This window comes from Paenibacillus sp. JNUCC-31, from assembly GCF_014844075.1.
Taxonomy (GTDB): Bacteria; Bacillota; Bacilli; order Paenibacillales; family Paenibacillaceae; genus Paenibacillus.
Genome location: NZ_CP062165.1, coordinates 2,953,510 through 2,966,470 on the forward strand (window position 1 = coordinate 2,953,510; position 12,961 = coordinate 2,966,470).

14 protein-coding genes are annotated in these 12,961 nt (G+C 48.2%); 4 read left to right on the forward strand and 10 right to left on the reverse strand.

Annotated features, from left to right (window positions below; genetic code table 11):
- The first annotated feature begins 177 nt into the window (after positions 1-177).
- From JNUCC31_RS33290 to JNUCC31_RS12730, 4 genes are read left to right on the forward strand one after another with little or no spacing between them, the layout of a single operon-like run.
- Entirely contained in the window at positions 178-393 is a 216-nt protein-coding gene (locus JNUCC31_RS33290) for a hypothetical protein (protein ID WP_228469635.1), read from the forward strand.
- Positions 380-1,156, forward strand: coding sequence for a glycosyltransferase (locus JNUCC31_RS12720; protein ID WP_228469636.1), 777 nt, complete (start codon positions 380-382; stop codon positions 1,154-1,156). The genes JNUCC31_RS33290 and JNUCC31_RS12720 overlap by 14 nt, the downstream gene beginning before the upstream one ends.
- Position 1,157: 1 nt before the next feature.
- The gene (locus JNUCC31_RS12725) at positions 1,158-1,484 is read left to right on the forward strand and encodes a hypothetical protein (RefSeq protein ID WP_192271599.1); all 327 of its coding nucleotides are present in this window, start codon (positions 1,158-1,160) and stop codon (positions 1,482-1,484) included.
- Entirely contained in the window at positions 1,481-2,152 is a 672-nt protein-coding gene (locus tag JNUCC31_RS12730; protein WP_192271601.1) for a class I SAM-dependent methyltransferase, read from the forward strand. Before JNUCC31_RS12725 ends, JNUCC31_RS12730 begins: the two co-directional genes overlap by 4 nt.
- 174 nt (positions 2,153-2,326) lie before the next feature.
- Here the strand turns inward: JNUCC31_RS12730 and JNUCC31_RS12735 are convergent, their stop codons facing one another.
- From JNUCC31_RS12735 to trhO, 10 genes are all read right to left on the reverse strand, one after another.
- Positions 2,327-3,673, reverse strand: coding sequence for an MFS transporter (locus tag JNUCC31_RS12735; protein WP_192271603.1), 1,347 nt, complete (start codon positions 3,671-3,673; stop codon positions 2,327-2,329).
- A gap of 70 nt (positions 3,674-3,743) precedes the next feature.
- Entirely contained in the window at positions 3,744-4,922 is a 1,179-nt protein-coding gene (locus JNUCC31_RS12740) for a winged helix-turn-helix domain-containing protein (protein WP_192271605.1), read from the reverse strand.
- A 143-nt stretch (positions 4,923-5,065) separates the two neighbouring features.
- Positions 5,066-5,860, reverse strand: coding sequence for an ABC transporter ATP-binding protein (locus JNUCC31_RS12745; protein WP_192271607.1), 795 nt, complete (start codon positions 5,858-5,860; stop codon positions 5,066-5,068).
- Positions 5,861-5,862: 2 nt separating this feature from the next.
- Positions 5,863-6,783 carry an ABC transporter permease gene (locus JNUCC31_RS12750; protein ID WP_192271609.1) on the reverse strand — a complete coding sequence of 307 codons (921 nt, stop codon included), beginning with the start codon at positions 6,781-6,783 and terminating at the stop codon, positions 5,863-5,865.
- Positions 6,784-6,874: 91 nt separating this feature from the next.
- A complete protein-coding gene (locus JNUCC31_RS12755; RefSeq protein WP_192271611.1) occupies positions 6,875-7,924 on the reverse strand; it encodes an ABC transporter substrate-binding protein in 1,050 nt (349 codons plus the stop codon).
- Positions 7,925-8,264: 340 nt separating this feature from the next.
- Positions 8,265-9,125, reverse strand: coding sequence for an aminoglycoside phosphotransferase family protein (locus JNUCC31_RS12760; protein ID WP_192271613.1), 861 nt, complete (start codon positions 9,123-9,125; stop codon positions 8,265-8,267).
- 22 nt (positions 9,126-9,147) lie between these two features.
- Positions 9,148-9,720 carry a TetR/AcrR family transcriptional regulator gene (locus tag JNUCC31_RS12765; RefSeq protein WP_192271615.1) on the reverse strand — a complete coding sequence of 191 codons (573 nt, stop codon included), beginning with the start codon at positions 9,718-9,720 and terminating at the stop codon, positions 9,148-9,150.
- Between the two features lie 186 nt (positions 9,721-9,906).
- Positions 9,907-10,824 carry an Rpn family recombination-promoting nuclease/putative transposase gene (locus JNUCC31_RS12770; RefSeq protein ID WP_192272969.1) on the reverse strand — a complete coding sequence of 306 codons (918 nt, stop codon included), beginning with the start codon at positions 10,822-10,824 and terminating at the stop codon, positions 9,907-9,909.
- Positions 10,825-11,012: 188 nt separating this feature from the next.
- Complete coding sequence (locus JNUCC31_RS12775; protein ID WP_416234403.1) at positions 11,013-11,651, reverse strand: helix-turn-helix transcriptional regulator; 639 nt, start codon at positions 11,649-11,651, stop codon at positions 11,013-11,015.
- A 22-nt stretch (positions 11,652-11,673) separates the two neighbouring features.
- On the reverse strand, positions 11,674-12,561 hold the full coding sequence (trhO, locus tag JNUCC31_RS12780) for an oxygen-dependent tRNA uridine(34) hydroxylase TrhO (RefSeq protein ID WP_192271620.1): 888 nt from the start codon (positions 12,559-12,561) through the stop codon (positions 11,674-11,676).
- Between the last annotated feature and the right edge of the window lie 400 nt (positions 12,562-12,961).

Genomic DNA, 12,961 nt, shown 5'->3' on the forward strand with positions numbered 1-12,961 from the left:
TCATGTTTGGGACGGAATGCCCATATGTTAGTGTCAGGCATTAAATATGCTGTGCAAAGAAGGGCATTACATATTGAGTCATTGGAATCAGTGGATTCATTGATATCATTCAAAGCAGCGCCAATCCGATGTTTATCAGGTGGTGCTGCTTCAATCCATGAACGGACAAAAATGCAAATGAAACGAGGTGATTTGTCGATGGAAGAGCTGTCTCCGATCCCGGACCCGGAGCCTCATCAAGGGGTAGATGCAGAAGAGTCAAGTACGGCTCTGCCTGCCTTTCGTTATATACTTTTCCCTCGGAAAGGAGGATGGTCGGCTTTTCCCTATAGATGGAGCTGCTGGATCATGCCGTCCAGCAACTGCTGGGGGAGATGCCATGATGCTGGATAATCATCAGGAAACAGACCTATGCAGAGAGCTGTTCTCCATTCGTCGTGTTCGTAAAAATCAGGGTAATAAATTGACCGCGATGCTGCAGGTTCGTAACGAGCGTGGGCGATATCTGGAGGAAGTACTGGACGATCTGAGTGAATTCGTGGATGAGATCGTCATTGTGGACGATGCTAGCACAGATGGAACACCCAACATATGCAGAGCCTATCCAAAGGTCGTTCGGCTGGAAGTACTGGAAAAGCCTTTATTTGCTGAGGAATGGCGATTACGCAACGCCCTGTGGCAAGCAGCCGTGGGTACCGATCCGGATTGGCTGCTCTCCGTAGATGCCGATGAGTTGTACAGTAAAGAGGCCAAGAACGCCATACGCGCACTGATTAATCAGGAGCATTCAGACTGGATCGCCTTCCGGTTTTACGATATGTGGGGTGGTCGAACCCACTATCGGGAAGATAACCTTTGGGGGCTGCACAGAAGGCACACCGCTTCGCTTGTCCGTTATATGCCGGGTTATCCCTATTTTTATCCGCAGCAAAATCATCATGTGCCTCGTCTCCCCTTGCCCTGTACCGTCTTGCCCGGAATCCGTACGGAATTGAAGGTTCAGCATCTGGGCTGGGCAGGAAGTCTGGAGGATCGGGTTCGGAAATATTTGCGTTATAAACGAATTGATCCACACGGCGAGTGGGGCAGCCTGGAGCATTATGAATCGATTCTTGATCCGGAGCCCCGGCTGATTCCCTGGAAGGAGGAAAGGTGAGATGGGCGTAGTCAGCATTTTGACACACAGCTTCACCGATGGCTATAACCGGGATTTCAGCCGGGTGTTCGGCGGAGGTTTGGAACGTTATATCCTTGACTTGTGCAGTGTGATCCTCGGATTGGGACATATTCCCGAGGTTCATCAGCTGTCCTATTTCGGAGCGTTTCAGGCGCGGACGGGTTGGCGGGCCGAACGGGAGCGGCTGGGTATCTATGCCCGCGAGACAGCGCTGTCCTACGACATATCCCATTGGCGGTGCAGGTGGAGTACGGTATTGGAATCTTTTCTGGCGGAAGCAGGACTGAAGGAGGGAATTCGGGGATGATGGATATGCCTAATACAACGGAATTCATCGAATCGAGATACATTCGGGAAAGTGATCCCAGAACGGATACGTTGGTCTTCCCACTGCATCCTGCGTGGTGGAGCCGCCCGTACGAATACGAATGGGCACGCCAGTTTGCATGCCAGGAAAACGTCGTACTTGATGCGGCCTGCGGCATATCCCATCCCTTCAAGTTCTGGCTGGCGGAGCACTGCCGGGAAGTTCATGCCTGTGATTGGGATGAGCGCATTTTGTCCAGAGAAGCGATTCGGCTGGATATCGCGTCTAATTTTGGTGATCAGGCAGCCCTTGACCTGCCGGAATCGAGCCTGGATCGACTGCATCTTGCGCAGGCCAATCTGGCTCAGCTACCGTATGAATCCGAGATGTTTGATAGCGTATTCTGCATCTCTGTGTTGGAGCATCTGGATACAGGCACCATGCTGCGGGCCTTTCGCGAATTCGCCAGAGTGCTGAAACCAGACGGACGGCTGATTACCACGTTCGATGTGCCCGAGATGCGTCCGGACCTGCTGGAGACGATTATGGCCGTTACCGGACTGAAGATTGAAGGCAAACTGAACGTACAAGAACCGGAGGATGCCATCTGGTCCGACATGTATGGCCCGCCTATCCGCTGTTTTCGTGCGGTTATCTGTAAACAGTAATTGGAATGGATGAACGGATCATAGATCAAGATCGACTCTATGGCCTCCACTGCCTACTTTGCCTGGTGGGAAGCGTACTTCCACAATCATTTCGCATGAAAATAGCCGCTTCCGAATCATGACCGAAAGCGGCTGTTGCTTGCTTCTATTCTGTTTAGACCATAACCATGCAAATCATGGTTGTCTGACCGATTCCTGCCCAAGTTCTCCTGTCGGCTCCAGCCGTCGGGGTTGTTTTCCCTCCCATAAGATTCGCTGCAGTATGATGCCTGCCAAACCAATAGTCAGTGTTGCCATGCCGATATATTGAAAAGTAAGACTGGCTCCTGTCGCCCGAATCAACGCTCCGCCTGCAAGTGGAGCAACGACCAGCACGACACTGGAAAGGGAGTTTTGAATACCGAATACACGGCCTACATAGGCAGGAGGGGTTTCTTTTTGCAGCAGATAATTCAACGTCACCATAAACAGGCCATTGCCAAGACCAATACACAAGCCCCAAATTATAACCCAAATCTCGGACGTTTGAGGACCGATCCAGCCCAGTGCAGCAATTCCCACACCAATCAGCAAATACCCTCCGCCCAGCCCCCAGCCATACCCGATTCGCGGCAGCCGATTTAATAGAAGAATGATCACAACTGCACCTGCTCCCGCCGATGATCCCATCCAGCCGATCAGGGCTTCGTTACCCGGCTTAATCTCCCGAAACAGCGTCGTAAACTGGTAATCAATCATGAGAATAGCCATTAAACCAACGCAGCCGAACAGGATCGTACTCAGTAGAGTACGGCTGCTTAGAATAAAGCGCCAGCCTTTCTGCCACTGGGTGAATAGGGGTTCCTTGGACTCCTCCCCCAAAGGACTCCCCTCCAGGGTAGAGGATTTAGAAGGTTCCCTCTTTTCTGTCAAACGCCGTAAAGGCCACAACACGGCTCCGGATATCAGGCGTGTGCAAGCGTTAATGAGAATGCAGACTTGCGGAGAAAATACGGCCAGAGTGACTGCACCTAGCAGCGGTCCCGCAACTTTGGAGCATTGGCTCACAAAACCGTTCAGTGACGATGCCTGGAACAGATGCTCCTCTGGTACCACCTGACGTGTCAGGGCTTGTTGTGCCGGCACGTGGAATACACCCATCATGGCTCGTAAAGCAAGCAGCGGAAGCAGCCATGCCGCACTCGGCGCGAACAGAACGGCAATCGTTAACAAAACGGTGACCACATCACATATCATCATCATTTTGACCTTATGCAAACGATCCGCCAATGCACCTGCTACTGAGCCAAGTACGATACCCGGAACAGCCATACATACCGGAATAAGGGCAATGATCAGCGGATCAGCCCCCCAACGATAAGCGACCATCACCTGGATGGCGAGCGCGTCAAACCAATCTCCAAAGGTCGCAAGTGCATATGCAATAAACATCCGCATGAAGCGGTTGTTGGTCCACAGGCTTTTGGATGAACCATTGGACGAATTCGAAGAGAGCGTGGATTCATTAGAGACGGTGTTCATTTTTGCGGTTCCTCCCCAGATTACAGCCTTGTTGGCTTATATATATTCCTTGGCTGTAATCATAAGGGCGTTATATCAGAGGAAGATCAGAGGACGAGGTAAAAGGAGATAAAAATGTGCGGATTTCACTCACGATTCGCTGTCCATAAGCAGGCACACCGTAATTTTTGGAGATTTCCGCATACAATCGACGGTATTTCCTTTGCAGGCGCCCTTCTATCCGATGGTGTGCCATGAACAGCAATATCTGGTATGCAGAATTCAAATATAGCGGAGCGTTCAGTGTCATTTTCAATACATCCAGACCATCGTCCATCCTCGGCTCTGCCTCACGTGTTCGGCCCTGTCTGAGCAGCCATAGTCCCTCCATCACCTGAAAGCGTCCGATTTCTCGCAGATAAGGCGCATCTCTCAACCCGGAGCGCAGGACAACCAACTGTTCCTCTACCGCTTCGCCGCTGCCACCCCACAGTTCCACATACAACTCTGAGAGCTTTACCGGAATTTTAAAATTGATCAGCTTATCCGACTCCATGATTTCATACGTCTCCAAGAGCTGCAGTTTGGCTCGTTCATACTGGCCCACCTCTGCATAGACTTCAACAATATTCAGAATACGAAGTTCACGATGCTGATCCGCAGACAATGCCGATGAATTCAGAGCCTTTTCGTACAATGGCAGACTCTCCGATGGTTCAATCAGGGCATGTGTAAAAATCAGCAGACAGTACAATCGTTCCTTGAATGGGATTTCCGTCGTTGTACTCAGCCATTCCAGATCCCCCTGGATAAAGTGGATGTATAGCTTATAAAATGGATCAATCTCAATGCCCAGCACTTCTTGCTGATCGAGCAGCGTGAGCATCGATTTCCCCTGCCCATACAGATGATATTTGCGGAACAGGCCATGAATCGCTTCTCGCATCTCCTGATCTTGAGCGGAAGGGTTAGAGGGCATTAACGCTATATTGGAGCGAATGGTAAGCCGGTACCCATAACCACGCACGGTATCCAGCACAATTTCTTCCCAATGTCTCAGTTTCTTGCGCAAACGGTATACATGATCATCCACAGTCCGTTCTACCGGATACTCCAGGGGCCACACCCGGTCTAGCAGTTGACTGCGAGTGAAGGCTTTTTCCTTGTTTTTGTACAGAAAATACAGCAGCGCAAATTCCTTCGCCAGTAGGCGAACGGAATCCGTACGCCGGATTACGGTATATGTCCCTTCATCAAATTGTAACGACATGCTTGGCCCCTCCTGTGTATGCTTGCTAATTTGTGGTCCTTATCCTGTCCAACATACCACAAAAACCCTTTGCGAGAACGCAAAAGGTTTTGTGAGAAAGGGGGACTTGGTCTTTTTTTGCTGAGCGCTAGGCACCCCCGGATTTAACCCAGCACCACGCGATCATCGGCCATTTTTTTACCACTGATGCGTTCAAATTCACCAAGCAGTTCGGATACAGTCAACGTGCGCTTGCGTTCTTCACTGACGTCCAGAATAATCCGGCCTTTGTCCATCATAATTAGACGATTGCCCAGACGAATGGCCTGTTCCATATTGTGTGTGACCATCAGGGTTGTGAGTCTCATCTCTCGTACAAGCGTTTCGGTCAGCTCTGTGATCAGCTCCGCACGAGAAGGATCAAGCGCAGCCGTATGCTCGTCCAGCAGCAAAATTTGCGGCTGGGTGAACGTTGCCATCAGCAGGCTAAGTGCCTGGCGTTCACCGCCGGACAGAAGGCCCACTTTGGCATTGGGGCGTTTATCAAGTCCGATACCGAGCTTCTCCAATTGGGCGTTGAAAATCTCCCGTCTTGCACGGGTAACTCCAAAGCCCAGCCCACGGCCCTTGCCGCGTTTGTACGCCATCGCCATATTCTCCTCAATGGACATATGCGGTGCCGTACCCGCCATCGGGTCCTGAAAGACGCGGCCAATCCAGCTGCTTCGCTTATGCTCAGGCAGGTTTTTGATGGAACGGTCATTGATCAGCACATCACCCATATCGGGCTTCATAACACCTGAGATAATGTTCATCAACGTTGATTTGCCCGCGCCGTTACTGCCAATCACCGTCACAAAATCTCCCGGATTCATCGTCAGGTTTACGCCGACCAGAGCAGTCTTCTCATCGGTTGTTCCCGGATTAAACAGTTTGGTTACTTGTGTAATCTCAAGCATGATCACATGCCTCCCTTCGCCTGTTGGCCCGACGAACGCATAAGCTCTTCGGTCCGTTTGCGAGCGAGACTTTTCTGCTTCATGGAACGCTGCATGGTTGGGAAAACCAGTGCGATAATAACAATCACCGCAGTGATCAGCTTCAGATCAGATGTGTCGAACCATTCAACCTGAAGTGCCAAAGCAACCACAATTCGGTAAATAATTGAACCGACAACGGCCGCAAGTGTAGCCCAGAATACGGTTCTTGCACCCAGAATGGCTTCCCCGATAATAACGGAAGCAAGTCCGATAACGATCATCCCAATTCCCATCGTGATATCTGCAAAGCCGGATTGCTGCGCGATAAATGCTCCAGACAGGGCGACAAGTCCGTTGGACAGACTGACACCAACAATGGTGGTCACATCCGTATTCGCTCCGAAGCTGCGGATCATGCGTTTGTTGTCCCCTGTTGCACGCAGTGCCAGACCGATATCTGTTTTCATGAACAGATCCAGCATGATTTTGAATACCAGCACGACCACGATAATGATGATCATGACATGCTCACCCGAGAAGGGGTTGTCCATACCCATTATGGATTTGTTCGGTGCGCCAAGAATACGCATATTGATCGAATACAGGGCAATCATCATCAAAATACCGGATAAGAGCCCGTTAATTTTGCCTTTGGTGTGCAGCAGACCTGTACAGGCTCCAGCCAACATGCCTCCAGCCATTGCTGCCAAGCAAGCGAGCCAAGGAGAGAAGTCGTTGGATATCATGACCGCCGCGATTGCGCCTCCTGTTGTAAAACTTCCGTCTACGGTGAGATCGGGGAAGTCCAGTATGCGGAATGTAATATATACACCCAGTGCCATCAGTGCATACAACAATCCAAGCTCGATTGCCCCTTCAATTGAACCCCAAGTCAAATTCACATTGCTTCCTCCCTGTCTATCGAAAAGAATGAGGCGAACCCGTCTGCACGTCCGCCTCGAATCCGTACTGCCGGAGATTCGTCCGGTCAGATTATTGAATAATGTTGGTATCCTGGTCCTTCACTTCTGCCTTCATCTCATCCGTAACGGTGATGCCTTGGGCTTCAGCCGCTTTCAGGTTCAGAATCAGATCCAGCTTGTCCGGCACGGTGACTTTCATGTCACCGGGTTTTGTACCATTTTTCAAAATGTCCGCAGCCATTTCACCCACTTGGTATCCGTGATCGTAGTATTTGAAGCCTACAGTTGCGAAAGCCCCTTTTTCCACGGTATCCCGGTCACTGGAGAAGAACGGAATTTTATTTTTATTCGCGGTCTGGATGATTGTATCCACTGCGCTAACTACCGAGTTATCCAGCGTGATATAGAAGGCATCCACTTTGCCAACCAGAGAATCGGTTGCCTGTTTGACTTCGGATGTATTCGTAACGGGTGCTTTGACCAGCTTGATATTATGTGTCGCCAGTGCTTTTTCCGCATTGTTCGCCATCACAACCGCATTCGGTTCGCCCTCGTTAATAACCAGACCCACCGTCTTCACATCCGGCAAATATTTGGCGATAAAATCAGCCAATTGCACAATTGCCTCGGGGTTCGTATCCGATGCACCTGTTACATTGCCGCCTGGCTTGTCCATGTCACTCACCAGTTTGGCACCCAGTGGATCTGTCACCGCCGCGAACAACAGTGGCTTGTCCTTTACTTGCTGAGCCAGGGCCAGTGCGGATGGTGTTGCAATCCCAAGGATCAAATCATTTTTGGAATCCCCGGCAATCTTCTGGGCAATGGACAGGTTGTTCGTTGAATCGCCCTGCGCGTTATTGTAGTCAATCGTCAGATTCTTGTTCTCTTCAAGACCAGCATCCTTCAGCGCTGCAATGAATCCTTCACGTGTGGCATCCAGCGATGGATGCTCAACGATTTGCGAGATCGCGATGCGATACGATTTTTCTGTTGTGCCTTCACCTGTTGTGCTGCCCGATCCCTCGGTCGTTGTGCTACCGCCGCTATTATTTCCGCAACCTGCTGCTACGATCATAGATGCAACCATCATCAGAGACATTAAGAATTTCTTTTTCATGTGTGAGAACCCCTCTCCATCTTCTAAAATGTTGATACCCTCATCGTTATCCAAGTGACACGATAGGGCGGGACAAAACGAACGCTTCAACGCATTGTTGCTTTGATCGACAAAAGCAGACAAATATAGACTTTTCTCATGCGACTGAAGTCCATGACTCGTGTTGGTATTTTATTGTTTCCCTAATATTAAGGTGCGACCTGTTTCCCGTCAATGGTTGAACCGCTTCCAATTTTCATTCATTGCAGATACGTGAGAGAAAACATTACATAAAATAAAAAAACCACCCACAACGTTCTGTAGATGGTACCGTTGGCAAAGCTAATAGATAGGCTATTATTCATGGATATGGAATATCGAGTCTTCTTCTAATTTCATCTATGAGCATTTTTTTCTCCTCATCCGATATCCCATCCGCAATCAGTTTACGCGCTGCAACAGGAACAATCCAGGGTTCAATGTCTGCGTAACCAATACCGGAAAGATTCTCATATTCTTCCATAAATATGTGGATACTTGCCTCTCTCGTAGCATCAAGAGCAACCATCGCCTCATGTGGCAGGTAAGGTGGCAGTATGGCATATCGAATCATAATGATATATTCGGCCAAGTCAGCTTCAGGATTTCCGGTAGAGGCATTGTTCCAGTCAATAACGACTGCATCATTGTCCCTAAGAAGTATGTTACCGGGATTGGGATCACCGTGACATAGCTGCTGCTTCATCGGTAATCGATCCAATTGGTCAATCACGGCAGCCTTCTCCGTTTCAGTCAGATATTGTGCTGCTAGAATATTATGCTTGAAAATTTCCCGCTGACTCGGCATATGGGCAACCGAATGCGAATGAATCTGGTGAAAGAGCTGTGCTGTAATTCGGGCATTTACAAAGTCCTCCCTGATATCCAAAGGCTGCTGCATACGGTACTGCTCTACTGATCTGTCTACAAAGCGCTTCATGATCGTCTCGCCATCAATCCGTTCAAATACAATACCTGATCGCCCCTCAACAGTCACCAGGTCATATGGCTGGGGAACCGGCAGCCCACACGCGGAAGCTATTCGACAGTGATGAAGTTCGGCCTCCAATGCAGCCGTAACGGTATTGGGCTTCGCCAGCTTGACGATCTTGCTTCCATCTTCCCATTCGAACACCTCCGCACATCCGCCTTCACCAATTTTGTGGCCAAGCCTATGGACCATGCTGCTCACTCCTTCAATGGATTTAATAAGTGAGACCTTCCTTATGCAGCAACATCTCGTACATTTCCCTGATCATTTCAATCGCTTCCTTTATATCCAGCTCCAAGGTGTGCGAGTACAGAAGTGTTCCGATGCCGATTAAATAGATCATGAGCTTTAAGAAAATGCGCTTGAGTTGCTCGACAGATACATTCTGTAACCGTTTGCTATATCGCATATAGAACGTAGTTAACTCTTCGCCCAGAAACTGATCTGTGTGAGGGTTATATTGCCGATAACCTGATAGATACAAGGCTCGAAATAGCTGCTTCTCGTTCTGTGCAAAGTACAGAAAACCGATGGTCAGGTTCAACGCAGGGGAATTGGCATCATCCTTATACTCCACCATACTGTGACGGGCAAATTCGGCAGCCTTGTCATACACGTTTGATTTCAACTCTTCGATGTTATTATAGAGACTATAGATCGGTTGGGTGGAACAATGGAGCGCCTGAGCAACGTTTCGTGCAGTTAGCGCCTCCAAGCCTTGGGTCCGTACAAGCTCAAAGGCGGCAGATAATACTTTGTCCTGCGTAATGTCGGATTTGGGTGGCATATACTGCTCCTTCCGTTGTTAATAACACGTGTTATATAACATATGTTATTATGAGTGGATTCATGTGTCAAGCGTACATACAAGATGAGATTTTTCATATTTAAAATTTTCAAAAAAAGAGGCGTCCCTCCCAATGTACTTTGGGTATGGTCGCCTTATATCAATCAAAAGATAGCTCCAGAGTGCTTATTCCTTTTCTTTTTGCAGTTCCTCTAATTCAGATGAGATTAGCCCGGTAGCCTTAATAATAGTAGCATGATCAAGACCCAAATTGAGCATATTCATTGCGATTTTCCGCTTGCTCTCAGCTTCACCTTCTTTAATTCCTTCTTTGATGCCTTCTTCGATTCCTTTTTGGATACCTTCCTCCATGCCTTTCTTGAGCCCCTCTTCTCGCGCGCCCTCAATCATGGAAACTTCATCCCACAGAAATTTCTGACGGTCAATATATTGTTGACGTGCTTGCTCATCCTGGCTCAGAAACTCCAATACACTCATGGCTTTTTTCAACGCCGGTTCCGGTTCGTGCATCAATAACGCCTCCCAGCTTGATCTAGTCATTCCTTTCAAAAATAACAGCCAGCGCACCAATCCATTCTTCATTTGAATATTTTCATCATTCAGCTTAGGTATTTCCATAAAATGAATCTCTATAACATCCGTCAAAGGAATATTGGTATGGTCTTCTCTTAAATGAAATACGTTGTGGTACTGGTCATTAGCAAGCATTTTGAAATTAACAATGTTTATTGCAACGCATTTTTTGAGTTGGCTATATCTCTGTCCCTCAAGTAATTGTCCGGAGTATTGTTTACCCCAATAGAACAAAGTCCTCTTCTCTAAATCATACTGATTAAACAACTGCATTTCAACATTAATTAGCTCACCTTGATCTGTTTTGGCCCGTATGTCCAGAATGGACTGTTTATCTCTCGGGGTATCCTTGTCCAAATAAGGGTTGATCAACACAATGTCGGTCAGTAAGGATTCACCTGCATTTTTGAAGGTGTGATTCAGAAAAGCCAAAAGCACATCCTTATTCTCTTCACTTCCAAAAATTCGTTTGAATACATAATCGTTCTTGGGATCAAGCAACTCTGTCATCATTATTCACTCCTACGTGCAAAATGAACAGGATATATCTGCTGAAGTATTAGCAAATATAAGGATGCGAACATAAACTAGATGTTAGCTCATTATAGCACGCATCGCCATATAAAAATAGCGTATCTGCGTAATTTTGGTCAAAAAAAAGAGACTGTTCCGAGTGATCGAAACAATCTCCATACATGCTAATTCCCAGCGGCCTCGCGAATCTGGTACGTGCATTTTTTGCCGCCATCAGCATAACATTCGGTGCGCTCCACATCAGCCTGCAGCAATGAACGGAACAGCTCCAGTTCACAGCGACAAGCCTGTTTATAGACACTGGCTACCTGCACAATGGGGCAGTTCAGCTCGGTAAGCACATAAGTGCCATCCTCTTCCTTGGAGGCATCGGCCATATAGCCGTTTGCATTCTGTATACGCGCAAGTTCCTCGACACGTCCGGCCAGATCCTGACCTTCCATCTGTGGCTGTCCGCTGCGAAGCAGCTTGTCCCGGCGGCTCTCGAACAATGCATCCACGACACCGCTGCCCGCTGAATCCGACAGTTCCTCCAGCAGCTCCAGGGTTAGTGATGAATATGATTTTGGGAAAAAGCTATCCCCGCGTACCGTCAGATGGTACACGGCAGATGGACGTCCAGCTGTCGCTCTGGCTTCTCTAACTTCAATCCATCCATCCTGCTCCAGTGCCGTGAGGTGACGGCGAATCGCCATGCCGGTCAGGCCAAGCTCAGCTGTCATTTCCCTTGCGGTCATTGTGCCTTGCTGCTTCAGCATGAACAAAATCCGTTCACGCGTCGTTCGTTCCTCTTCGCGCTTCACGCTCAGCACCTGCTCTCCCTGCTTATGCGGTTACCGGCGCTGCCTCCCGGCAGGCATCCGAGCAAAAGCGGTTATGCGTCTCTTCGCAATCCTCACAGCATACATGCTGCAGGTTGCAGGTTGGACAGTTAATATAACGGTCATGTGTCGTTCCACAGTGATAACAGCTGGCAATCACGATATCTTCATCCGTCCGGTTAATAGGCACGGAAATACGCTCGTCAAACACATAACATTTACCATCAAACAGACGACCTTGTACTTCTTCGTCCTTGCCATAGGTTACGATTCCGCCATCAAGTTGTGCCACGTCCTGGAAACCTTCATTAATCATGAACCCGGTCAGCTTCTCACAACGGATGCCACCAGTACAGTAGGTAATGATCTTTTTGTCCTTCATGTCGCCCAGGTTCTCCCGAATCCATTCCGGGAACTCGCGGAACGACTCAACGTCCGGACGAATCGCACCTCGGAAATGACCAATCTCGTACTCGTAGTCATTGCGGCCGTCAATTACAATGACATCCTCCTGTTGAAGATGCTCGTAAAATTCTTTCGGGGACAACCGTTTACCGCTAATTACGTTAGGGTCCAAATCGTCTTCCACGCGGAACGTAACCAGCTCGGCTTTGTGACGAACAAATATTTTTTTGAACGCATGCTCTTCGACATCATCAATCTTGAACACCATATCGCTGAACAGCGGATTGGCGTGCATATCCTTCATATACTGCTCGGTTTGCTCCGGTGTACCGGATACAGTACCGTTGATGCCTTCCGCGGCAATCAAAATACGTCCTTTCACACCAAGATCCTTGCAGTATTGCAAATGCTCCTGGGTGAATGTCTCAGGATCCTCAATCTTTACGAACTTATAATATAAAAGCACGCGGTACGCGCTGTTACACATGTGTATCACCTGTTCCTATTCCATGTTGTTATTGGCCGGATCATCCGGCAAGACTACAGCATTGCAACTTTGCTCATTAAAAGGCAATTCGCAAAATCCAAGGAGCGACTTCCAATCAGCAAGATATAGATCGAAATGATTCTATTCGTCTACATCTTGTACACGGAAGCGATCAATCGAATTATGCAATATGCTAAAAAAGAAAATAAACAGCCGCCCGAAACATGGTCTCGAACTGCTGCCCAACATTCGACTTTTATTCCTGCATTCTAGTTTATCGGAATTAGAATACCTTAGTCAATATAAATGTATAGAAAGGGATGAAAGTTATGGAACATTTCAACTATTAATGATGTATCTTTGGAAAATTCAAAAAAATATTTCAAATCCGAACTAAAAT